Below are 23,451 nucleotides of genomic sequence, written 5' to 3'. Positions count from 1 at the left end.
GCAGAAAGACGGCTCTCGGCATCACTATCGGTCTGGCTGGCGCATACGTCGTTACCACGGTCAGCCCCACCCTGCAGGCCCAGCTCGGCGGGGGTAGGGGCGGCCCCGTTAGCGGTGGTATGGCCGGCCCCGTACGGCGGGCGGTCACCAAGACTCTCGACGTCGCCCTCACCACCATCGTCCTCGCGGTTGGCCTAGCCGTGGCAGGAGGCCCGAGGCCCGGCTCACCCGGGTGCGCAGCGAGAACATCGGCTTCGTCTTCCAGTCCTTCAACCTGATCCCGACCCTCACCGCGCAGGAGAACGTCGAGACCGCCCTCGTACCGCTCGGGGTGAGGGCCGAGGAGCGGCGGGAGAAGGCCGCCGAGGCGCTGGCGTCGGTCGGACTCGGCGAACGGCTCGGGCACCTGCCCGCCGAGATGTCCGGCGGCCAGCAGCAGCGGGTGGCCATCGCGCGGGCACTGGTGAAGGAGCCGAAGGTGCTGCTCGCCGACGAGCCCACCGGAAACCTCGACGAGTCGACGCGCGACGAGATCATGGACGTGCTGATCCGCATGTGGAAGGAGCTGGGGCTCACCTTCGTCATGGTCACCCACGACTCGTCCCTGGCGAAACGGGCGCCGCGCGTGGCGACCATCCGCAAGGGCCGCATCACGGTGAAGGAGAACCCAGCCGCCTGACCGGGCACGCGGACGGCGCACGGCGACGCGCTCCCGGCCGGAACGGATCCGGTGGCCGGGAGCGCGTCGCTCCTCGGGTGTCCCGTCAGCCGTCCCCGAGGAGTGACTCCAGGGCCGTCGCCGGCTCCGGGTGGCGGGACAGGAGGGCGGCACCGCCCGCCGGGGGCGGCCCGGTCGGCACCCAGGAGCCCTCGCAGCCCAGCAGCTCCGCGACCGCGTCGCAGGTCGCCGGGTACGCGGGCAGCAGCGCCACGCCCGCGGGGGCGGCCAAGACGGCGGCCGGTGCCCACCCGTCCGTGCAGCCCAGCAGCTCCGCCACCGCGTCGAACGCCGCCGGGTACGCGGCCGGCAGCGCGGCACCACGTCGTATCTCCTCTGCCGCCCGCCCCGCGCGGCGGACGGGAGCCGGAGCCGGGGCCCGCCACGGCGGCACCCACGCGTCCAGCGCCGCCAGCCGGGCCGGGAAGATCCGCCCGGCCTCGCGGATCAGCAGCGGCGCGAGGTCCGCCGCGCCCGACCGCAGCGTGCTGATCAGCGTCGGCAGCCACGGCAGCAGCACCGCGTCGGGCAGCCTGCCGAACGCGTTCGACACCGCCTCCACGACCACGTCCGCCAGGCCCGGCACCGGCTCCAACGCGTGCACGAAGCCGCTGAGGTAGCGCGGATACGCGGGCACCACCAGCGGGTTGGCCAGCAGCTCGTCGCACCGCGCCCGCAACTGCTCGCGGGACAGGGTGCCGAGCTGCACCTGCGCCGCCCACAGCAGCGCCGTCCTCGACGGGTCCTCGGGATGGGACTGCGCGACCGCCAGCTCCAGTTGCGCCCTGTCGCAGCCCAGCGACAGCGCCAGGCTCTCCATGCTGAACAGGAAGCCCAGCATCGCCGCGACCTGACCCGTCGTCGCGTCCTCGTCCGTGAACGCCGTCGGCAGCAGCGTGCAGTAGTGCGCGTAACCGGCCTTGACGAAGGACTCGATCCACGGCGGCAGCACCGGCTCGCTGGTCCGGTAGTACCCGAGCAGTCGGCGCACCCGGCGCAGCACCTCCGGCGCGCCGTCGACACTGCGCTCGGCGGCCAGCACCTCCAGCGCGCGCGTCCCCAGCTCGTCGGCCAGGCGCCGGCCGCCCAGGTACAGCGTCGCGTCCTCGACGGCTTCGAGGACCGTCGCCGCCGTCGCCTGCGGCGCGTACGCGGCGCGGCGCAGCCGCTGCTCCAGGACCTGCTCGATGCTGACGCCCTCGTAGCCCAGCTCGATCAGGGCCCGCTGATGGGTGCCGAGCGCCAGGTCCCAGGACTCCTGGATCGACCGCTCACCGAGCCCGCGCTCGCCCATGACGGTCCGTGCCGCGCCCTGCGGCAGCAGCCGGCGCAGCATCCACAGCACGTCGGAGCAGGCCCGCAGCTCAGGCCGGGAGGCCATGTCCAGCAGGGCCCGCCGCACGCCCCGCTGCTGGAGCTTCAGCCCCAGCGGCTCCAGCCGGTCGTGCACGTCGCGCGCCAGCGGCGGCAGCGAGTCGTAGCCGACCTGGCCGATCCGGTCGCCACCCATCATGATCTCGACGAGCCGCCGCACGTCCCGGCGCCCGGGCACCGCGTCCTTCTCGATGCAGGTGACCGCCGCGTCCTGGAAGTCGTACGGCGTGGGCTTGGCCCGGTCCCGCATCCCGGCGAGCAGGATCGACGTCTCGAAGACCGCGATCGCGTCGGCGGTGGAGGCCAGGTAGCCGTTGCGCCGCGCCGCGCGCACGATGTCCACCGACCAGCCGAGCAGTTCGGCCTCGTCCAGGGCGTCGAGGACGGGCGGCCGGCGCAGGAAGCCGGACAGCTTGTCCGTGGCGGCGGGCGCAGCCGACACGGCCGGTACGGCGGTCTGCTGCGCCCGGGACTTCTTCGTCCCGGCCTGCCCCTCCAGCCGGTACGGCCGGACCCGGGTACGCCTGAGGCTCTTCGCCCACTCGGTCGCCGCGATGGACACCGAGCCGGCGGCGAGACCGAACTGCGCCTCGATCGCCGCGTGACTGGACGGGATCAGCCCGTACTGCCAGGTCGTGGCCGAACGCGGCGAGATCTCGAACGTGCCGGTGCCGCGCACCCCGAACTCCTCGACCCTGCTGGCCGCGTGGAACGCGCCGCAGACGTACAGGCAGTCCTCGGGGTCGGTGCCGGTCGCGGCCAGGTGCTCGCGCATCCGGGCCCACATGTACCGCTCGCGGTCCTCGTCCACCCGCACCCGCGACGCGTCACCGGGGGCGAGCCGCCGGAACAGACTGCCGATGAGGAGCATGACCTGGCGGTAGGTCTCGTGGTCGCCGTCGCCGAGCGGAAGCTCGACGTACTGGTGCCACCACTCCGACCAGTGCCGCACCTTGCCGTGCCGCAGCAGGTGCTCCTCCAGCTCGGCGAAGCGCGGCCGCAGGTCACCGATCTCCACACCGACGGCCTCGCCGTGCAGCGCGGTCTCGTCGCCCGCGCCGCCTGCGCCGTCCGTGTCGCCCGTGCCGTCCGTGGCCTCCTCGGCCGGCTCCGGGGCGCGCTCCGCCCGGCTGTCCCACTGGAAGACGTGGTCGGAGGACCGGTCGACGAGGACCAGTTCGACGCCCGGCGTGTCCAGCGCGTACGCGATCGCCTGGTACTCGGCGGACGCCTCGGTGATCGGTGCGACCACCGACAGCGGCGCCCACTCGGGCGGGAAACCCTCCACCTCGCTCGCGAACGCCTGGACGGCCACCGGAAGTCGGCAGTTGCGCAGCTCGGTGAGGAGCGGCGCCATGTCCTCGCACAGCTCCAGGTACACCACCTTGGGCTGCTTCTCGCGCAGGCGGCGGGCCATCGCGAGGGCGGAGGCGGGCGAGTGGTGGCAGACGGGGAAGATCTCCAGCGGCTCGCGCACCGCGCGGTCCACGTCGTCGACCATGCCCAGGAGGATGCCCTCCAGGGCGTCGGGCCCGCCGGCGAACGTGGCGGCGGCCTCGTGGAGCTGGTCGCGCAGCGCGGCGAAGGTGCTCTCCCGCGCGGCGACCGTGTTCTCGGGGCTCTCGGGGCTCTCGGGTGCGGCGCTCATGACAGCGTGGCGATCGCGTCCCGGCCGCCCTCCAGGAACTCGGGCCAGGAGCCGCCCTGCTCCTTGCTGCGCGGCTCGACCACACCGTGCAGGTACTTGTTGAGGATGGCCAGGTCCTCCGGCTCACGGCGGGCGAGGGAACCGACGAGGGAGGAGGCGAGGGTACGGGCGGTCAGCGCGCGCTCACCGAAGAAGTTGCTGTGCAGCACGGCGTCCTCCAGCACGCCGATCTGCTCGGCCGTCGACAGCGCGGACTCCAGCTTCTCGTCGTCGCTCCCGGCCGCGGCGGCGGAGGCGCGCAGGTCGGCGAAGCTCTGCAGCAGCACGTCGAGCAGGGTCGGCGGCACCTCCAGCTCGATCGAGTGGCGGCGCAGCAGCTCCTCGGTGCGGAAGCGGACGATCTCCGCCTCGCTCTTCTTGTTGGTCATGACCGGGATGCGCACGAAGTTGAAGCGGCGCTTGAGCGCGGAGGAGAGGTCGTTGACCCCGCGGTCGCGACTGTTGGCGGTGGCGATGATCGAGAAGCCCGGCTTGGCGAAGACGATGTTGTCGCTGCCGCCGCTCTCCAGCTCGGGCACCGAGATGTACTTCTCGGAGAGTATGGAGATCAGCGCGTCCTGGACGTCACTGGTGGAGCGGGTCAGTTCCTCGAAGCGGCCGATCGAACCCGCCTCCATCGCGGTCATGATCGGCGACGGGATCATCGACTCCCTGGACTGGCCCTTGGCGATGACCATGGACACGTTCCAGGAGTACTTGATGTGGTCCTCGGTGGTGCCGGCCGTGCCCTGCACCACGAGGGTGGAGTTGCGGCTGATCGCCGCGGACAGCAGCTCGGCCAGCCAGCTCTTGCCGGTGCCGGGGTCGCCGATCAGGAGCAGACCGCGGTCGGAGGCGAGGGTGACGATGGAACGCTCGACGAAGCTCCGGTCGCCGAACCACTTCTGGGAGACCTCCCGGTCCAGGCCGTCGGAGCGCTCGGAGCCGAGGATGAACAGCCGGACCATCTTCGGGGACAGCCGCCAGGAGAACGGCTTGGCGCCGTCGTCGATCGACTCCAGCCAGTCCAGTTCCTCGGCGTACTTGATCTCGGCGGGCGCGCGCAGCAGGTCGGACATCGGGTGAGGGCCTTTCCGTTCGGTGCTGGAGAAAGAGACTCGGGGAGCAGGGGGATTCAGAGGGGTCAGAAGGACCCGAGGAGTGAGGGGAATCAGGTGAGGAACGTCTTGAGCTCGTGCACGAGCTTCTTGATGTGGCCGGAGATCACCGGCGTGCCGAGGTCCTTGAAACGCTCCCGGAACCACGGGTTGACGCTGCCGCGCCCGGCGCTGGTCACCGAACCGACCGGGATGAACTTCGCACCCGAGCGGTGGATGGCGGCCATGCTCTCGAACAGCTCGTCGGTGCGCCATTCGTAGAAGTCGGAGATCCACACCACGACGGTGTTGCGCGGCTCGGCGATCTTCGGCTGGGCGAGCGCCATGGCGACGGTGCCGTCGGTGCCGCCGCCGAGCTTGGTGCGCAGCAGGGTCTCGAACGGGTCGTGCGCCCAGGGCGTGAGGTCCAGTGCCTGGGTGTCGTAGGCGATCAGGTGGACGTCCACCTTCGGCAGCCCGGCGAAGATGGAGGCCAGGATGGTGCAGTTGACCATCGAGTCGACCATGGAGCCCGACTGGTCCACGACGACGATCAGCCGCTGCGGTGTCGTCTTGCGGCTGGTGTGCCGGTAGTAGAGGCGGTCGACGTAGAGCCGCTCCTCCTCCGGGCTCCAGTTGGTGAGGTTCTTCCAGATGGTGCGGTCGATGTCGAGGTTGCGGAAGACCCGCTTGGGCGGGACGGACCGGTCGATCTCACCGACCGTGGCCTTCTCCACCTGGGTGCGCAGGACCTGGGAGACCTCGTCGACGTAACGGCGGATCAGCGACTTGGCGTTCGCCAGGGCCACACCGGAGAGGTTGTCCTTGTCCCGCAGCAGCTGCTCGATCAGGGACATGCTCGGCGTCAGCCGCGCGGCCAGCTGCGGATCGGCCAGCACCTCGCGCAGCCGCATCCGCCTGACCAGACCGGCCTCGATGGAGCCGAGTTCCGGGCCGATGGCGGGGATCAGCCGGCCGAGGTCGGGTGTGCGCCCGCCACCGCCGGTACCGGTCGGGCTGACGCCCTGGCCACCCGCACCGACACCGCCGCCCGCGCCGCCCGCGCCGCCGCGTCCGCCCCGCAGCTCACCGGGCCGGCAGCCGAGCGCCCGCTCCAGCCAGCCCGCGTCGGACTGCCAGCGGGCCAGCTGCTCGGCGGTGACGGCGCCGGAGCCGGTGGCGAAGACGTTCAGCAGGACCTTGGAGACGAGGGCCGCGCGCCGCACCTCGGCGGCCCGGTCGCGGGCGTCGTCCTCCTCCGGCTCGGGGGCCATCAGCCCGTCGAACTCGGCGGCCAGCTCCGGGTGCCGCTGCACCACGGAGTCGACGGAGGCGCCCGGGTCGAGCAGTGCGGGCGGCAGCCCGATGTCCTCGACCACGGCCAGGCTCGCCGACTCCAGCGAGGCCTGCTCCTCCGGGTCGAACAGCCGGGCCAGCAGCCTCCAGTACAGCACCTGGCGCCGGTTGTCGTGCGGGTCGGGCACGGCGGCCGGGGCGGTGGTGGGGTCGGTCATTTCCGCAGCAGCCTTCCGGCTCGTTCGCGGAGCGCGTCGACGGCGCCGGTGGCGGCCTTCTCCGCGCGGACACCGGCCTTGTCGGTGGTGCCCCCGGCCCAGGCGCCCGCGTGGACGGCGACGGGCTTCTTCCGCACGGTCCTCTCCACGGCCAGCGGCTGGACGTGGAACTTTCCGGCGTCCCAGCGGAGCAGCGCCACGCACGCGACGGACGCGGCGACGGCCTCCGCGGTGAGCGGTCCGGCGGCGGGTGTCCGGTCGGTGTCGACGGCCAGGCGGTGCCCGGCGATCTCGAACGCCGTCCCGTCGTCGTCCTGGTGCACCTCGTAGCCCTCCAGCAGGACGGGAACGGCGATACGGGCCGGGTGCCGGTCCAGCGGCGCGGTCGCCGCCGCGGCGGCCGTGGGCAGGGCCACGCGCGCGGTGGTGAAGGCGTCGGCCGGCTCGCCCGTGCGGGCGAGCGCGTCGTCCCAGACCAGGTCGCCCTCGGCGGTGACGGGCATGGCGTCGAGGTCCATCGCGCGGCCCTCGCTCACGGCGGTCAGCAGGGACAGGTGCGGGCGCAGCAGCTGCCACAGACCCGCTCCGACGACGGTGTCGGGCTTCGGGGCGGACGCGGCGGCCCGCACCAGCCGGGGCGCGGAGCCGTCGGCGGGCTCGAACACCGCGTGGACCTGGGCCTGTACGGCGGTCGCGTGTTCCTGCACGTCGACCCCGAGCGGCAGCAGGCGGCCGGTGGCCGTGCCCCTCGCGGAGGTGCCGGTCGCTCCGGGCACGGTCAGCAGCAGGGTCCGTGACCACAGGTCCGCCCACCGACGCACCGGGATCCGCTCCAGGGTGGCTCCCGGGCAGGACGCGGCGAGCTCGGCGGCGAATCCGTCCAGCAGGGTGGCCTGCCGGCGCAGCGCCGGGTCGGGCAGCATCGCGGAGACGACGGGTGCGGCACCGGCGACCAGCTCGTGGTCGATGCCCTGCCAGCCGGCCCGCGCGAGATCACACAGCCAACTGCGGGCGGCGGCGAGCAGGTTCGCCGCGTGGTCCGCGCCGTCGGCCCCGGCCGCGGCGGCCTCCTCGGCAAGGGGACGGCCGACGGCCTCCGTCACGCGAGCGGTCAGCGCGTCGTGCACGGAGCCGAGCAGCGCGCAGCGGGCGGCGGCCAGTGCGACGAAGTGGTCCTCGCCCGCGGCCCCGGCCGCCGTCCTGTCAGCCGCCTCGCCGACCCGCGCGGCGAGCGGGGTCCCGGCCACGGCGTCGGCCAACTCCATCACACCGGCGGCCTGTTCGGGCTGTGGCCGGAGCAGACCGGCGACGAGCGCCGTATCGAAGGCGTCCACGGCCGCGAGGGCCTCGTCGAGGCCGTCGACGCCGTCGAACAGCAGATCGGTACGCATCAGGCCGCCGCCCTCGTCGTCGGGAACCACTGCATCTCGGGCAGCGGCGCGGTGCTCGGGGCGAGCTCGAGGTATGCCAGGTGCCGCAGGAACCGGCTGAACACGGGCGCCGCGGCCGAGGTGTCACCCTGCGCGGGCCGTGTACGCGTCATGGCGGTGGTGATGGCGTCCGCGTCGAGCTCGCCGTCGGCCACCTCGGCCTTCAGGTACCGGGCCACGCGCTCGGCGCCGTACTGCACCACGGCCTCGGCGACCAGTGCCCGGATGTGGTTGCAGAACCACCCGCGCGCGCCGCCGCAGGGGCGGTTGTTGTTGGTGCTGCACGCGAACGCGTAGGTTCCGGCGACGACGGACGACACATACACGCGCCCGATGTCCGACCCGCTGGACACCACTCCCTGCAGCCGCCCGTCCGCCAGCTCGACGAACGGCACCTTGGACAGCTTCCGCGGCCTCGCGGGCGGCACCACCCGCGCCGTGCTCGACTTCTCCCAGACGGACAACGCACCATCTCCCATGCATGCGAAAGGGGACGTCCGCGCCACTTCGGCGCCAACACGATCGAAGCTATCCCCGGCCACTGACAACGCGGCCGGAGAGAGCGCGACCGGGACGTGACCGGGGGACGACCGGGACGTGACCGCCGCTCGGCACACGGCCCGCGCGGCCGTCCGGGCGGCCTCAACCCGTCGGTCAGGTAACGGAGTTCCGGCAGTGGTGTCACAGATACCCGTCGACTCGGTGTTCTTCTCCTGGGTCCCTTGAGGCGTTTCATCACCACTCGGCATACTGCGTGACCCGGGGGGTGCGCACACGCGTACGAGACCACCCCCGGTCGGGTGAAGGGGAATTCGCCCGGCAACTCAGCTAGGGGGAACCTTGCGCAGACAACTCAAGAGAGCGCGCGCGACGGGCGCGGCCACGGTCGCCACGGCAGCCGCCGTGGCACTCGTGGCGGGCATGACCGGCCCGGCCGCGGCGAACGGGGAACGGACGGCGGCGGGCACCGCGTCCGGTACGGCCGCCGAGGCGTCCGGGCCGGCGCACACGAACGCGGCGCAGGCGAAGGCGTCGTCCTCGCCGAAGGCCAAGCACCGCATCACCCTCATCACCGGTGACCGGGTCGCCGTGGACGCCAAGGGCCGCGTGGTCGGCCTGGAGCGGGCCAAGGGGAGGGAGCACATACCCGTCCAGGTCCACAGGGCGGGCGGCCACACCCACGTGCTGCCGGCGGACGCCGCCCGGCTGGTCGCGAGCGGCAAGCTCGACCGGCGGCTCTTCGACATCACCGAACTCGGCAAGGACTCCACCCGACGCTCCCAGCAGCGGGGCCTGAAGGTCATCGTGGGGTACCAGGGCCGTGCCGCCGCCGCGAAGTCCGACGTCCGCGACGCGGGCACCCTCCGTCGGACCCTCACCGCCCTGAACGCGGACGCGGTGCAGACCCCGCACGAGGAAACGCCCGACCTGTGGAAGGCGGTCACCGACGGCGACCGGACCGCGTCGGGCATCGCCCACGTCTGGCTCGACGGCGTCCGCAAGGCCGCCCTGGACAAGTCCGTCGCGCAGATCGGCACCCCCAAGGCGTGGGCCGCCGGCTACGACGGCAAGGGCGTGAAGATCGCCGTCCTGGACACCGGTGTCGACGCGACCCACCCGGACCTGAAGGGCCAGGTGACCGCGTCCAAGAACTTCACCAGCTCGTCGAGCACCGGCGACAGGGTCGGCCACGGCACCCACGTCGCCTCGATCGCGGCCGGTACCGGCGCAAAAGGCGGAGGCAAGTACAAGGGCGTCGCCCCCGGTGCCAAGATCCTCAACGGCAAGGTCCTCGACGACGAGGGCTTCGGTGACGACTCCGGCATCCTCGCCGGCATGGAGTGGGCGGCCGCGCAGGGCGCCGACGTCGTCAACATGAGCCTGGGCGGCGGCGACACCGCAGAGATCGACCCGATGGAGGCGGCGGTCAACAAGCTCTCCGCCGAGAAGGGCATCCTGTTCGCCATCGCGGCGGGCAACGAGGGCCCGGAGTCGATCGGTTCGCCCGGCAGCGCCGACGCCGCCCTCACGGTCGGCGCCGTGGACGACAAGGACAAGCTCGCCGACTTCTCCTCCACCGGCCCCCGCGTCGGCGACGGCGCCGTCAAGCCGGACGTCACCGCGCCCGGCGTCGACATCACGGCCGCCTCGGCCAAGGGCAACGACATCGCCAAGGAGGTCGGCGAGAAGCCGGCCGGCTACATGTCCATCTCGGGCACGTCGATGGCGACCCCCCATGTCGCCGGCGCGGCCGCGCTCCTGAAGCAGCAGCACCCCGACTGGACCTACACGGAGCTGAAGGGCGCGCTCACCGGCTCCGCCAAGGGCGGCGCGTACACGCCGTTCCAGCAGGGCTCCGGGCGGATCCAGGTCGACAAGGCCGTCCAGCAGACGGTGATCGCCGACCCGGCCTCGGTGAGCTTCGGCGTCCAGCAGTGGCCGCACACCGACGACAAGCCGGTCACCAAGCAGCTGACCTACCGCAACCTCGGCACCGAGGACGTCACCCTGAAGCTGACGTCGACCGCCACCGATCCCAAGGGCAAGGCGGCCCCGGCCGGCTTCTTCACCCTGGGTGCCACCACGGTGACGGTCCCCGCGGGCGGCAAGGCCTCCGTCGACTTCACCGTCGACACCCGGCTCGGCGGCACGGTCGACGGCGCCTACTCGGCGTACGTGGTCGCCACGGGTGGCGGCCAGACCGTCCGCACGGCCGCGGCGGTGCAGCGGGAGGCCGAGTCGTACGACGTGAAGCTGAAGTTCCTCGGCCGTGACGGCAAGGCGACCGGCAACTACTTCGCCGCCCTCCTCGGCGTCTCCGGTCCGGGCGCCGACAAGTTCCACCGGCCCTACGACGCCGACGGCACCGTCACCGCCCGTCTGCCCAAGGGTGATTACGTCCTGGACTCCGCCGTCCTGGTCGGCACCGACCCGGAGAAGTGGAAGGGCGCCGACTGGATCGCCCAGCCCAAGCTGAGCGTCACCAAGAACACCACCGTCACGGTGGACGCCCGCAAGGCCAAGCCGGTGAAGATCACCGTGCCGGACAAGGCGGCCAAGCCGGAGTTCGCCTCGGCCGACTACATCGTGGAGACGAAGGACTCCGCCTTCGGCTTCGGCTGGTGGCTGGACTCGTACGCCGACTTCCGCTCCGCCCACCTCGGCCCGCAGATCACCGACGGCTCGCTGACCCAGCAGTGGGACGCCCACTGGAGCAAGGGCGGCAAGACGCAGTACAGCACCGTCACCGGCGGCAAGGTCAAGAAGCTCGCCACCGGCTTCACCCGCACCTACAAGGCGTCCGAACTGGCCACGGTGAAGGTCGGCCTGGGCGCGGCGGCGAGCGGCAAGAAGGGCGCGGTCGGCGCCGTCGGCTGGCTGCCGGGAAGCTACTCCGCCTCCTCGATCGGCATCCCGCAGAGCCTGCCCGGCACCCGCACCCTGTACCTGTCCACCACGGGCGGGGTGAAGTGGGACCTCGACTTCGAGCAGCAGGGCGGTGTCGACAAGGACGGCTGGCCGGTCACCGAGGCCGGTTACACCGTCGGCGACTCACTGGCCCTCAAGGGCGGCAAGAAGTACTCCCGGACCGTGCACACGGCCGTCTTCGGGCCGCGTGTCACCTCGCAGTTCGGCCTCTTCCGGGACGGCAACAACATCTACGGGTTCCTCCCGCTGTTCGCCGACGGCAAGGGCAACCCCGGCTCCTCCCTGTTCACCTCGGTCACCACCAGCCTCTACCGCAACGGCACCAAGGTCGGCTCCCACGGCGACCCGCTGTTCGGGGAAGAGGAGTTCGCGGTTCCCTCCGGCGACGCCGCCTACAAGTTGACGACCTCGGTCAAGCGCAGCGCCAAGGTCGCCGCCGCGTCCACCCGCATCGACGCGAGCTGGACCTTCCGTTCCAAGAAGACCTCCGGCCTGAAGCAACTGCCCGCCTCCACGGCCCGCTTCCAGGCGGTCACCGGACTGGACAGCAAGGTCGCCGCAGGCAAGAAGGCCACCTTCCCGGTCACCGTCGAGGGCGCCGCCAAGGGCAAGAACCTCAAGTCGCTCGCGGTGTACGTCTCCTACGACTCCGGGAAGACCTGGAAGAAGACCGACGTCAAGAAGGGCAGGATCACCGTCAAGAACCCCGCCAAGGGGAAGGCGATCTCCTTCCGCGCCAAGATCACCGACAAGAAGGGCAACCAGTCGACGATCTCGATCTACAACGCCTACCACGGCAAGTGAGCCGCCCGCCGGCTCCCTGCTGAGCACCGGGCGAGGGCCCGCCGGAAGCACGGCTTCCGGCGGGCCCTCCGCATGCGGGACGCCACGGGCGGCGGGGGGTCTGCGGCCTCAGTGCGGCAGCGTGGCCGGGCTGCCGCCGTTGGCCTCGTAGCCCGCGACCGCCAGTGCCCGGTAGACCGCGAACTCCGCGGCGGGATCGGGGGACAGGGTCCAGGGCAGCGCGCCGACGTGGCCGTCGATGTGTATCAGCTGGTCCATGGCCTCCGCCCAGCGCTCACCCCGGACCAGGAAGAACACCAGAAGATGCCGGACGTGCGCCGACATCGGGTCGTCGGGGCGGGCCGAGTGCACCGCGTGCAGCGCGCCGTGGACCGCCCTGGTCACCACCTGGCTCTGGTAGAAACCGCTGACCAGGTTCACCTCCGGCAGATGCTCGAACACGGCGAACAGCGGCATCGCGGCCAGCAGCGAACCCTGCGGTGCGCGTGCCGCCGCGGCCTCCGCGAACGAGTTCGCCAGCTCCCGCGAGCCGTGCCACTTCTCGCACCAGTAGTGCAGCGCGGCCAGGTGCGCCCCCATGTGGGCCGGCGCGCGGTCCAGGATCTTCAGCCAGACCTGCTCGAAGTCCTTCTGCTCGTAGGCCAGTCCACGGGCCACCGAGAGCTCCACGATGTACGGGACCGGGTCACCGGGGGCCAGCAGCGCCGCCTCACCGCACGCCGCCTTCGCCTCCTCCATGATGATCCGGAACTCGTCCGTCCCCCGCGTCGCCGTACGCCACGCCTGCTGCACCAGGAACTCGGCGTGCACCGCCGCGCCGCCCGCGTCCTTGGGCGCCTCGGCGCGCCACGCCCGCAGCCACTGCCCGCCCGGCGACTCACCGGCCCCGCCGGGTCGCGCGGCGAGCTCCAGCGAGGCGGCGCCCGCGAAGGCCTGCACGCGCTGCCAGCGCAGCTCGCTCCTCGCGTCCGTACCGGCCAGCAGTTGCTGCGCCCCGCGATAGTCCTGGGTGCGCTGGACCAGGTCCAGGACATCCAGCAGGTCCTGGTCGGGGCCGGGCATACGGATGTCCAGCTCCTCCTCGCGGGCGAAGCCGTAGGCCGCAGGGTCCGCCGCGTCCGGATGGCCGGGCGACACCTGCGCGATCCCGCCGCGCGTGCGCCTGAGGAACGGCACCAGCACGAAGCCGATCATGACCAGCCCGAGCAGGACCAAGAGAATTTCCATGTCACCAGCGAACCAGATCGCGCCGACGATTGGCCAACCTGCCGCCTGATCCGTGGAAAACTCCCGGGAGCGTGGGGGAACTCCCTGACGCGTCGTCCACCGCGCGCGGACTACCCTCGGGGCCCATGAGCGACAGGCACATCAGTCAACACTTCGAGACGCTCGCGATCCACGCGGGCAACACCGCGGACCCCCTGACCGGCGCGGTGGTCCCGCCGATCTACCAGGTGTCCACCTACAAGCAGGACGGCGTCGGCGGCCTGCGCGGCGGCTACGAGTACAGCCGCAGCGCCAACCCGACCAGGACCGCGCTGGAGGAGAACCTCGCCGCCCTGGAGGGCGGCCGCCGCGGCCTCGCGTTCGCGTCCGGGCTGGCGGCCGAGGACTGCCTGCTGCGCACGCTGCTCGGCCCCGGCGACCACGTGGTGATCCCGAACGACGCCTACGGCGGCACGTTCCGGCTGTTCGCCAAGGTCGTCGCCCGCTGGGGGGTGGAGTGGTCGGTGGCCGACACCAGCGACCCGGCCGCCGTCCGGGCCGCCATCACCCCGAAGACCAGGGTGGTGTGGGTGGAGACCCCCTCCAACCCGCTGCTCGGCATCACCGACATCGCCGCCGTCGCCCAGGTCGCCCGGGACGCCGGCGCCCGCCTCGTCGTCGACAACACCTTCGCCACGCCCTACCTCCAGCAGCCGATCGCGCTCGGCGCGGACGTCGTCGTGCACTCCCTGACCAAGTACATGGGCGGCCACTCGGACGTCGTCGGCGGCGCCCTGATCACCGGCGACGCGGAGCTCGGCGAGGAGCTGGCCTACCACCAGAACGCGATGGGCGCGGTCGCCGGGCCGTTCGACTCCTGGCTGGTGCTGCGCGGCGCCAAGACGCTCTCGGTGCGCATGGACCGGCACAGCGAGAACGCCACCAAGGTCGCCGACATGCTCAGCCGGCACGCGCGCGTGACGAGCGTCCTCTACCCGGGGCTGCCGGAGCACCCCGGCCACGAGGTCGCCGCCAAGCAGATGCGCTCCTTCGGCGGCATGGTCTCCTTCCGGGTGGAGGGCGGCGAGGAGGCGGCCGTCGAGGTCTGCAACCGGGCCGAGGTGTTCACGCTGGGCGAGTCCCTGGGCGGCGTCGAGTCGCTGATCGAGCACCCCGGGCGCATGACGCACGCCTCCGTGGTCGGCTCCGCGCTCGAGGTCCCCGGCGACCTGGTGCGCCTCTCCGTGGGCATCGAGAACATCGACGACCTGCTCGAAGACCTCCAGCAGGCCCTCGGCCGGTAAGGCCGCGCGGGGGTTCCGGCGCGGTTCGCACCCGGCCGGTTCACCAGCCCGTCAGGGGTGGGGTCGTCTCCGACGGCGGCTCCACCCACGGGTGCGTGGTCAGCGCCCAGATCACGAAGGCCAGGCTCGCCGCGATCAGCACCAGCCACCCCAGACGGCGGGCGAGCGCCCTGCGCCGCAGCATGCGGGCACCGCGGCGCACGGCCTTTGCGTGCAGGTCGGGCGGCACCGGCGGCGGTGCCTGCTCCAGCAGCCGTCGTACGGCCGCCGCACGGCCCCAGCTCATGACGACACCGCCCTGACGCCCCGCACCGCCGGAGCCGGCACACGCCGCCGCTGGTCCAGTACCGCGGTCGTCGCGCGGTTGCAGATCGCGCGGACCCGGTCCGTGGACAGGCCGAGCAGGGCCGCCGTCTGCTCCTCGGCGACATCCTCGTAGAGCCGCAGCACCAGGATCAGACGCTCCTGCGGGCCGAGCCCGGCCAGCGGGCTCGCGGGGTGCGGACGGGAGCGGAGCAGGCCGCCGCGCTCGTGCCAGGCGGTACGGGCGAAGCGGGTGGCCAGGTACTGGCGGGTCCGGTCGTAGGGATCGTCACCGCGCAGCCGGTCCCAGCACGCGTACGTGTGGGCCAGCGCCAGGGTCAGCAGGCGCCGCGCGCGGGGGTTGTCGTCCCGCGCCTCCGCGGTGAGCAGGGTGGCGGCATGCAGCAGCCGCCCGGCCGCGCCCGCGACGAACGCCTCGAACTCGCGGGCCCGGCGAGCCTCCCGGGACGCATGCCCTTGCAGCAACCGCGCCTCCCGCACAACCTGCCCGAGCCGGTCCCGGCCGCGAACGGCCTTCGGCGGGCGCGTGCGACGGGACCCGGTCTCATCTCAGGGCAGGGCCGGCCCCGCGGTCAAGAGCCGCGCACGGCTCGGCGCGCAGGCTGCCCGGCACCCAGGTCCTCTCGTACGGATCAGGCCGGTTCAGCCGGTTCAGCCGGATCAGGAATCCGACCGGCCGTTCTCCGGCCCCGGTCCCCCCGGAACCGACATCCGCGCGGAGAGCGCGTCGTTGAAGCGCGTGAGGAGCGCGCAGAACGCCTCGCGCTCCTCCGGCTCCCAGTCATGGGTCAGGTCGGCCATCAACTGGCGCCGTGAGGAGCGCACTTCCTCCAGACGCGACTGCCCGCGCGGAGAGAGCTGGAGCACGACCGCCCGGCCGTCCTCGGGATGCGAGGTGCGCTTCACCAGTCCGGTGTCCACCAGCGGGGCCACCTGCCGGGTGACGGTCGACGAGTCGATGCCCATGCCGGCGGCGAGCGCCTTGACGCCCATCGGGCCTTCCTTGTCGAGGCGGTTGAGCAGGAGATAGGCGGCGCGGTCCATGGAGTTGCGCACCTGGCCGACGCCGCCCAGCCGGGTCTGTTCGGCGCGCCGGGCGAACAGCGCCACCTCGTGCTGCAGCGTGTCGAGAAGACCGGTGTCACCGACGGTCGTCATGTCCATCGACATGTCAGGTGTAGTGGGCATGGCCGGAGGCTCACTTCGTGGAGGGCTGCTCATTGGGGGACAGAGTACGCGGCCGGGGGCCCCGTCGTACCGGCGCTGCGCAAAGCCGTATCCGCGGATCGGCCGCCGCGATCGCCGACGGCGGTGAACTGCGATGCTGGAGTCATGAGCTACGGCACGGCTGACTCCCTGCGTACCGTCACGCCCGACGATGTGCGCGGCGCCCGGAAGATGCTCTCGGGTGTGGCGAGGGTGACCGCGATGGAGAGCAGCAGGCACCTTTCCCGGACGGTGGGCACACCGGTGCACCTCAAGTGCGAGAACCTCCAGCGGACGGGATCCTTCAAACTGCGAGGCGCGTACGTCCGGATCGCCGGGCTGCTGCCCGAGCAGCGCGCCGCCGGTGTGGTCGCGGCGAGCGCCGGCAACCACGCACAGGGCGTCGCGCTCGCGTCCTCGCTGCTCGGGGTGCGGTCGACGGTGTTCATGCCGAAGGGCGCCCCGCTGCCGAAGATCAGCGCCACCCGGGAGTACGGCGCCGAGGTGCGCCTGCACGGCCAGGTGGTCGACGAGGCACTGGCCGCCGCCGAGGAGTACGCGGACGAGACAGGCGCCGTGCTGATCCACCCCTTCGACCACCCCGACATCATCGCGGGCCAGGGCACCGTGGGCCTGGAGATCCTGGAGCAGTGCCCCGAGGTGCGCACGATCGTCGTCGGCATGGGCGGCGGCGGGCTGATCGCCGGGATCGCCGTCGCGGTGAAGGCGCTGCGGCCGGACGTACGGATCATCGGGGTGCAGGCGGCGGGCGCGGCGGCGTACCCGCCCTCACTGGCGGCCGGGCACCCGGTGTCGGTGCGCCACCCGGCGACGATGGCCGACGGCATCAAGGTGGGGCGGCCCGGCGACGTGCCGTTCGGGATCGTCGAGCACCTGGTGGACGAGGTCCGCACGGTCACCGAGGGCGAGCTGTCCGCCGCCCTGCTGCTGTGCCTGGAGCGGGCCAAACTGGTCGTCGAGCCGGCCGGGGCGAGCCCGGTCGCGGCGCTGCTGAGCCGCCCCGACGCGTTCGCGGGCCCGGTCGTCGCCGTGCTGTCCGGTGGCAACGTCGACCCGGTGCTGATGGAGCGGGTGCTGCGGCACGGCATGGCGGCACAGGGCCGCTACCTGGCCGTCCGGCTGCGGCTGACGGACCGGCCGGGCGCTCTCGCGTCGCTTCTCGGGGCGTTGTCGGTGGTGGACGCCAACGTCCTCGACGTGAGCCACGTACGGACCGATCCGCGGCTCGGGCTCACGGAGGTGGAGGTCGAAGTGCACCTGGAGACGAAGGGCCCGGAGCACTGCGCCGAGGTCGAGCAGGCCCTGCGGGACGCGGGTTACCTGGTCCTGCACGGCATGGACTGACTCGGACGCCCGGTCCGTGCGGCTCGGCGGCGGCATGACGAAGCCCCCGGCACCGCGGTGGGGACGCTCACGCGTCCCGCGGCGGGCACGGCGCCGGGGGCACCCTCACGGTCTTGAGCCGTGGGCTGCGGGTCAGCCCTTGTACGGCTCGGCCTTCAGGATCTTCACGGAGGCCATCTTGCCGTTCGGCAGCTCGTACTCCACGGTCTCGCCGACCCCGTGGCCGGACACTCCGGCACCCAGCGGGGACTGCGGGGAGTACGTCTCGATGTCCGCACTCGCGTACTCGCGCGAGGCGAGGAGGAAGGTCAGCGTGTCGTCCTCGTCGCCGTCGAAGGCGATCGTCACGACCATGCCCGGCGCCACCGAACCGTCGGCCGCCGGCGCCTCACCGACCTTGGCGCTTTCGAGGAGCTGGGTGAGCTGCCGCACGCGGAGCTCCTGCTTGCCCTGCTCCTCCTTGGCCGCGTGGTACCCGCCGTTCTCCCGCAGGTCGCCCTCCTCGCGCGCGGCGGCGATCTTGGCGGAGATCTCCGTACGCGCGGGACCAGTAAGGTATGCAAGCTCGTCCTTGAGCTTGTTGTACGCCTCCTGCGTCAGCCAGGTGGCGTTCTCGCTGGTCTGGGTCACTGGTGCTCCTCGTAGGTGCTGGAATACAAAGCAACGCCCTCCCTGAAGGATGTTCCTCCACGGATGGGCGAAACCACGAGCCTAACAATTCAGCGGCCAAAGGGGGAGGACATATGCCATCGAGGCTGTTTTTTCGCAGGTCAGCGGCCCTGTGTCGCTCGCGACACCGGTCCCCGGCAGCGGGGGAGCCGTCCGGAGCCGGCCGGAGTCAGTCGGCGTGGCAGCCGAGCAGCTCGGCCGTCGCGCCCGGGGAGGTCGTGCGGAGCGTGACGACCTCGTCGAAGCGCGTGCCGTCCCCGTCGAAGCGGAAGTCGGCGCGGCCCACCTCGGCGCCGTCCACGGCCTGGGACCGCACCGTGCAGTAGCCGTCCACGCCCGCGTCCTTGTGGACCTCCAGGCGCACCCGCACGGTGTCCTTCGCGGTGTCGAAACCGATCATCTCGCCGCTGATCTCGCTGCCCGCGACGTAGTGGTAGCCGAACCAGCCGATCAGGGCCACCATCACCGCGGCCAGGACCGCGCCGACGATCTTGAGGGTGCGGTCGGCACGTTCGTCCGAGGTGCGGCCGTACCGGCCCTCGGGCGGTCGCGTGCTCGCCGTACTCATGATCGTCTCCTCGGCGGAAAAAAGGGGGGACGCCTGCTCCGGGCGGGGCCCGGTACCGGGCTCCGGAATTATTCGTCCCCGGCTTCGGTCACTATAGAAGTCTTCCGCCCGTCGCCCGACCGCCACCCCACCGCGACGTCCCACGGGGACGACAGCCAGGGGGACCGCACCGGGCACCCCGGGCGCCTACCGACTTGAGGAATGAGTCTTGACTGACCAGCTGCGACTGATGGCCGTGCACGCCCACCCCGACGACGAGTCGAGCAAGGGCGCGGCCACCATGGCGAAGTACGTGTCCGAGGGGGTGGACGTGCTGGTCGTGACCTGCACGGGCGGGGAGCGCGGCTCCATCCTCAATCCCAAGCTGCAGGGCGACCCGTACATCGAGGAGAACATCCACGAGGTACGCAGGAAGGAGATGGACGAGGCCCGGGAGATCCTCGGTGTGAAGCAGGAATGGCTCGGCTTCATCGACTCCGGCCTGCCCGAGGGCGACCCGCTGCCCCCGCTGCCCGAGGGCTGCTTCGCCCTGGAGGACGTCGACAAGGCGGCCGGCGAGCTGGTGCGGAAGATCCGTGCGTTCCGCCCCCAGGTGATCACCACCTACGACGAGAACGGCGGCTATCCGCACCCCGACCACATCATGACCCACAAGATCACGATGGTGGCCTTCGAGGGCGCGGCGGACACCGGGAAGTACCCGGAGAGCGAGTTCGGCCCGGCCCACCAGCCGCTGAAGGTCTACTACAACCAGGGCTTCAACCGCCCCCGCACCGAAACGCTGCACCAGGCGCTGCTGGACCGCGGCCTGGAGTCGCCGTACGGGGACTGGCTCAAGCGCTGGGCGGAGTTCGAGCGCAAGGAGCGCACGCTCACCACGCACGTCCCGTGCGGGGACTTCTTCGAGGTCCGTGACAAGGCCCTGATCGCGCACGCCACACAGATCGACCCCGACGGCGGCTGGTTCCGGGTGCCGATGGAGATCCAGAAGGAGGTCTGGCCCACCGAGGAGTACGAGCTCGCGAAGTCGCTCGTCGACACATCCCTCCCCGAGGACGACCTCTTCGCGGGCATCCGGGACAATGCCTGACATGAGCGCTAGCGCAAGCCTGGCAATGAGCCACCTGGTCACCCTCGCCGAAGTCGACAAGGACAAGGTCACCCCCGGTGTCCTCGGCTTCATCGTCTTCGCGGTGATGGCCCTGGCGGTCTGGGGCCTGATGAAGTCGATGACCCGCCACATGAACCGGGTCGACTTCGACGAGTCCGCGGACCGCCGGACCGGATCCGAGGACGCCACGAAGCCGGCGTCGTCCGGCGCGGCCGCGGGTGCGCCGTCCGACGGGGCCGGGAAGAAGAAGCAGGGCTGAGCCACGTAGCCTTCCGGCCCCCGGAGGGCTACGCGGCGGCACCCCGCCGGGCCCGCGTCCCTACGTGGTCGGCCCCATGGCCACCCCCATCACCTCACGGGCGTGGCGGCTGGGGACCATGCCGAGGCGCCAGGCCTGCCAGCCCGCCTCCAGACTCACCCCGCGCTCCAGCAGGAGCTGGTAGGCGTCCACGCAGTCGCCCAGCTTCTCGTCGCGGGCGGCGTGCGCGGTCCGGGCCAGCTGCGCCAGGTCCTCCTGGGCCACCGCCGTACCGACCTCGGTACCGCCCGGGGCCGCGTACGGCAGGAGCGTGCAGCGCAGGAACCGGGCCCAGTCATCGCCGCGCCGGTCCCCGTAGGACGCGAACAGCGCCGCCGCCTCGTCGCACAGGGCCAGCGCCTGCTGGGTACGGGCATTGCCCGCGTCGACGACCGCCAGCTCCAGACACGTCCACGCCTCGCCGTGGGCCACACCGATCCGCTGGAAGTCCGCGCGGGCGTCGACCAGCAGCTGACGGGCGAAGCCCGAGTTGCGCAGCGAACCGGTCCGCGCGGCCCGCTGGTCACGGGTCACCCGGGCCGAATGGTGCCGGGCGCAGGCCAGCCCGTAGACGTCCCGCATCCGGGAGAACATGGTGCGGGACCGCTCCAGCTCACGCACCGCCCGGTCCAGGTCCCCGGTCTCCTCCAGCGCCTGGCCCAGGTAGTACAGCGTCCACGCCTCCCCGCGCGCGTCCTCGTTGTCCCGGTGTCGGGCGGCGGCCCGCCGCAGGTCCTCCACCGCCGACGAGGCGTCCCCGCCGATCAGCAGGGCCCGGGCCAGCTGGGTCAGCGCCCACGCCTCACCCCGGGCGTCCCGGGTACGGCCGTACAGCTCGAGCGCCTCGCGCAGCTCGGACTCGGCGCGCGGCACGTCACCCGTGCGCAGCCTCAGCTGCCCGAGCTGGAAGTGCGCCCAGGCCTGACCGTGCACGGACTCGCCCGCGCGGTGCAGCACCAGCGACTCGGTGAGCAGGTCCAGCGCCTCGGACAGCCGGGAGCGGTCGCGTTCCACCGCGCCCAGCGCGTGCATCGTCCACGCCCGGTCGGTGGCCAGCTGGGGCGCTGACTGCAGGTCCATCGCCTCCCGCAGCCTCGCCGACGCCTCCGTCAGATTGCCCTGGTGGTGCAGCGTGATGCCGAGGGAGGTCAGCGCCCGCGCGGCCCCCGCGTCGTGATGGGCCTCCCGGTACAGGTCGACCACCGAGGACAGCGTCGTCCGCGCCTTGTCCAGCTCACCCAGCTGGCGTGCCGCGATACCCGTGCGCCACTGCACCGAACGCATCAGCAGCCCCTCGTCCACGGCCTGCGTCAGTTCGTTGATCTCACCGAGGCGGTACAGGTCGCCGCGCAGCAGGCAGTAGTCGCACAGCGCGCCGAGGAGATTGAGCACCGCCGCCTGGTTCACGCCCTCCGAGTGCCGCAGCGCCGCCGTGATGAAGCTCGACTCGTCGTCCAGCCAGCGCAGCGCCTCGTCCAGCGAGGTGAAGCCGTACGGGCCGAAGCGGTCCGAGCGGGTCGACATGTTGCCGTCGACCAGCCGCAGCACCGAGTCGGCGAGCTCGGAGTAGTTCACGATCAGCCGTTCCTGCGCCGCCGTCCGCTCGGCCGGGTCCTCCTCGTCCAGGAGGCGGGCCAGCGCGAAGGCGAGCACGAGATCGTGCAGCCGGTACCGGCCGGGCCGCACCGGGGTGATCAGACCGGCCCGGGACAGCGCCTGGAGGTGCCGGGTCGCCTCGGCCTCGTCGGTGGCCAGCAACGCGGCCGCCGCCGCGGCGCCCAGCGACACCCGGCCGGCCAGCGCCAGCCGGCGCAGCAGCCGCCGCAACGTCTCCGGCTGGTCGGTGTAGCGCAGCCACAGGGCGCGCTCGACCGGGCTCACCGGGCCGTAGGCGCCCAGATCGGTGGCCAGCGCGCGCGGGGAGCGCGGGCCCAGGGAGGAACCGGCGATCCGCAGCGCCAGCGGCAGCCCGCCGCACAGTTCCCGGACCCGGTCGGCGGAGTCGGCGGCCTCGCTGCCGGACCCCGACGAGTCCTGCGCGACGGCGGCCAGCAGCTCCTCGGCGCCCGCCGCGTCCAGGGCACGTACCGGCAGCTGGTGCACCCGGGCCGGCAGATCGTCGGGCAGGCCGAGCGGCACGCGGGAGGTCACCAGGACCAGGCTGTCGGAACGCTCCGGCAGCAGCGTGCGGACCTGCTGCGGATCCGCCGCGTCGTCGAGGACGACCGTCACCGGCATGCCCGTCACATGCTGGTGGTACAGCTCGCTCAGCCGTCTCACCTGCTGGTCGGGGGAGGACCGCTCACGGAACAGCAGCTGCTCGCGGGGCGCCCCCAGCCGGTTCAGCAGATGCAGCAGCGCGTCCCGGGTGGACAGCGGCGGCTCACCGGGACTGTCGGCGCGCAGATCGACCACGCAGGCGCCGCGGAAGTAGTCCTTCAGGTCGTGTGTCGCGCGCACCGCGAGGGTGGTCCGGCCGCTGCCGGGCTCCCCGTGCAGCACCACCACCGTCGGCTGCGTCTCCGTGCTCGCGCGCGCCGCCCGCACCCACTGCCGGATCCGCGCCATCTCCTGCCGCCGCCCGGCGAACGGCCCCACCGGCTCCGGAAGTTGCCCGAACGACTGCTCCAGCACACTCCGCCCGCGGGCCGCCGCGCTCTTGTCCGCGCCGCGCAGCCGAGGCCCCGTCTGCTGGGGGCCCGTGGACGCGGTGAGGATCCGCTGCTGGTCCAGGAACGGCCGGATGCCCCGCACCTCCAGCGCCGTCAGCCACTGCAGCCGCAACTGCTCCGGCCCGCCCGGCTGGCTCACCACTCCGGCCCGGTGGTGCGCGGCGGGCACATGCGCGCCCACCACCTTCACCACGGTCGCCGCCGCGCCGGTCACCCCGACGGCCACACCCGCGCCCAGCGCCGTCCCGGTCCCCGTACCGAGGGCGAGGTCGGCGGCCACGGCCGCGAGCCCGGCCACCCCGGCCACGAGCAGCGGCGTCCCGGCGCCCTCGCGGGCGTACCGCTGGCGGAAGGTGAGCTGGCCGGCCGCCGCCTCGTCCAGCGCGCGGGTGTACGCCTCGTACTCCTCGGCCGCCGTCCGCGCGATCGCGTCCAGCGCCCCGCGCGCCCGGGACAGCAGCACTTTTCCGTCGGCACGCCCGCCCGACCGGCGTACCTCTTCCTCCACAGCCCGTGCCAACAGCCGCTCCGCGTCCGCACGATGACCGTCCCGCATGTCACGTCCCCCTCCGGCGGCCTCGGTCGCACCCGGTGTGCCCGGGAGTCCTCGGGTCCCTTCCGACCCATCCCCGAGACCCCATCCGGTTATGCGTCGGCCAAGTGTCCTGCGCACGA

Annotated in this window: 17 protein-coding genes and 1 pseudogene; 6 read left to right on the top strand and 12 right to left on the bottom strand. The window is 72.5% G+C overall.

Annotated elements, in window-relative coordinates; translation table 11 throughout:
* Positions 1–214: 214 nt before the first annotated feature.
* Positions 215–679 (top strand): annotated as a pseudogene (locus AC6F7H_RS08720) (ABC transporter ATP-binding protein); the annotation flags it as partial.
* An 85-nt stretch (positions 680–764) separates the two neighbouring features.
* On the opposite strand, the gene AC6F7H_RS08715 reads toward AC6F7H_RS08720, so the two are convergent.
* The 5 genes from AC6F7H_RS08715 to AC6F7H_RS08695 form a co-directional block, all read right to left on the bottom strand.
* The gene (locus tag AC6F7H_RS08715) at positions 765–3,740 is read right to left on the bottom strand and encodes a DUF5682 family protein (protein WP_500756311.1); all 2,976 of its coding nucleotides are present in this window, start codon (positions 3,738–3,740) and stop codon (positions 765–767) included.
* Complete coding sequence (locus AC6F7H_RS08710) at positions 3,737–4,858, bottom strand: ATP-binding protein (protein ID WP_109383277.1); 1,122 nt, start codon at positions 4,856–4,858, stop codon at positions 3,737–3,739. The genes AC6F7H_RS08715 and AC6F7H_RS08710 overlap by 4 nt, the downstream gene beginning before the upstream one ends.
* Positions 4,859–4,950: 92 nt before the next feature.
* Positions 4,951–6,390, bottom strand: coding sequence for a vWA domain-containing protein (locus tag AC6F7H_RS08705; RefSeq protein WP_500756309.1), 1,440 nt, complete (start codon positions 6,388–6,390; stop codon positions 4,951–4,953).
* Positions 6,387–7,811 carry a hypothetical protein gene (locus AC6F7H_RS08700; RefSeq protein WP_500756307.1) on the bottom strand — a complete coding sequence of 475 codons (1,425 nt, stop codon included), beginning with the start codon at positions 7,809–7,811 and terminating at the stop codon, positions 6,387–6,389. The genes AC6F7H_RS08705 and AC6F7H_RS08700 overlap by 4 nt, the downstream gene beginning before the upstream one ends.
* Positions 7,781–8,299, bottom strand: coding sequence for a hypothetical protein (locus AC6F7H_RS08695; RefSeq protein ID WP_500756306.1), 519 nt, complete (start codon positions 8,297–8,299; stop codon positions 7,781–7,783). Before AC6F7H_RS08695 ends, AC6F7H_RS08700 begins: the two co-directional genes overlap by 31 nt.
* A gap of 361 nt (positions 8,300–8,660) precedes the next feature.
* Between AC6F7H_RS08695 and AC6F7H_RS08690 the strand changes: the two genes are divergently transcribed.
* Entirely contained in the window at positions 8,661–12,053 is a 3,393-nt protein-coding gene (locus AC6F7H_RS08690) for a S8 family peptidase (RefSeq protein ID WP_500756304.1), read from the top strand.
* Between the two features lie 108 nt (positions 12,054–12,161).
* Here the strand turns inward: AC6F7H_RS08690 and AC6F7H_RS08685 are convergent, their stop codons facing one another.
* Positions 12,162–13,280 (bottom strand): hypothetical protein, encoded by a 1,119-nt coding sequence (locus tag AC6F7H_RS08685; RefSeq protein WP_500756302.1) that lies wholly within the window; start codon positions 13,278–13,280, stop codon positions 12,162–12,164.
* 125 nt (positions 13,281–13,405) lie between these two features.
* On the opposite strand from AC6F7H_RS08685, the gene AC6F7H_RS08680 reads away from it, so the two are divergent.
* On the top strand, positions 13,406–14,563 hold the full coding sequence (locus AC6F7H_RS08680) for a cystathionine gamma-synthase (RefSeq protein WP_500756301.1): 1,158 nt from the start codon (positions 13,406–13,408) through the stop codon (positions 14,561–14,563).
* A gap of 40 nt (positions 14,564–14,603) precedes the next feature.
* Here the strand turns inward: AC6F7H_RS08680 and AC6F7H_RS08675 are convergent, their stop codons facing one another.
* The 3 genes from AC6F7H_RS08675 to AC6F7H_RS08665 all read right to left on the bottom strand — a co-directional run bounded on the left by AC6F7H_RS08675 (position 14,604) and on the right by AC6F7H_RS08665 (position 16,057).
* The gene (locus tag AC6F7H_RS08675) at positions 14,604–14,849 is read right to left on the bottom strand and encodes a hypothetical protein (protein WP_500756299.1); all 246 of its coding nucleotides are present in this window, start codon (positions 14,847–14,849) and stop codon (positions 14,604–14,606) included.
* On the bottom strand, positions 14,846–15,352 hold the full coding sequence (locus AC6F7H_RS08670) for a sigma factor-like helix-turn-helix DNA-binding protein (RefSeq protein ID WP_500756298.1): 507 nt from the start codon (positions 15,350–15,352) through the stop codon (positions 14,846–14,848). Before AC6F7H_RS08670 ends, AC6F7H_RS08675 begins: the two co-directional genes overlap by 4 nt.
* 195 nt (positions 15,353–15,547) lie before the next feature.
* The gene (locus AC6F7H_RS08665) at positions 15,548–16,057 is read right to left on the bottom strand and encodes a MarR family winged helix-turn-helix transcriptional regulator (RefSeq protein WP_500761716.1); all 510 of its coding nucleotides are present in this window, start codon (positions 16,055–16,057) and stop codon (positions 15,548–15,550) included.
* A 162-nt stretch (positions 16,058–16,219) separates the two neighbouring features.
* Here AC6F7H_RS08665 and ilvA point away from each other — a divergent pair, with 162 nt between their 5' ends.
* Positions 16,220–17,458: a threonine ammonia-lyase gene (gene ilvA, locus AC6F7H_RS08660; protein WP_500756297.1), complete on the top strand. Its 1,239-nt coding sequence runs from the start codon at positions 16,220–16,222 to the stop codon at positions 17,456–17,458.
* A gap of 132 nt (positions 17,459–17,590) precedes the next feature.
* On the opposite strand, the gene greA is transcribed toward ilvA, so the two are convergent.
* Together greA and AC6F7H_RS08650 are read right to left on the bottom strand one after the other, a co-directional pair.
* Positions 17,591–18,088 (bottom strand): transcription elongation factor GreA, encoded by a 498-nt coding sequence (gene greA, locus AC6F7H_RS08655; protein WP_500756296.1) that lies wholly within the window; start codon positions 18,086–18,088, stop codon positions 17,591–17,593.
* A 208-nt stretch (positions 18,089–18,296) separates the two neighbouring features.
* Complete coding sequence (locus AC6F7H_RS08650) at positions 18,297–18,695, bottom strand: DUF4307 domain-containing protein (protein WP_500756295.1); 399 nt, start codon at positions 18,693–18,695, stop codon at positions 18,297–18,299.
* Between the two features lie 208 nt (positions 18,696–18,903).
* Between AC6F7H_RS08650 and mca the strand changes: the two genes are divergently transcribed.
* Complete coding sequence (gene mca, locus AC6F7H_RS08645; RefSeq protein ID WP_500756294.1) at positions 18,904–19,785, top strand: mycothiol conjugate amidase Mca; 882 nt, start codon at positions 18,904–18,906, stop codon at positions 19,783–19,785.
* Positions 19,778–20,065, top strand: a complete 288-nt coding sequence (locus AC6F7H_RS08640; RefSeq protein WP_500756292.1) for a hypothetical protein — start codon at positions 19,778–19,780, stop codon at positions 20,063–20,065. The genes mca and AC6F7H_RS08640 overlap by 8 nt, the downstream gene beginning before the upstream one ends.
* 60 nt (positions 20,066–20,125) lie before the next feature.
* Here the strand turns inward: AC6F7H_RS08640 and AC6F7H_RS08635 are convergent, their stop codons facing one another.
* Positions 20,126–23,332: a tetratricopeptide repeat protein gene (locus AC6F7H_RS08635; RefSeq protein ID WP_500756291.1), complete on the bottom strand. Its 3,207-nt coding sequence runs from the start codon at positions 23,330–23,332 to the stop codon at positions 20,126–20,128.
* Positions 23,333–23,451: the final 119 nt, after the last annotated feature.

It is taken from the genome of Streptomyces sp. MMS24-W38, from assembly GCF_059889265.1.
This window is presented reverse-complemented; position numbering and strand designations above follow the sequence as displayed.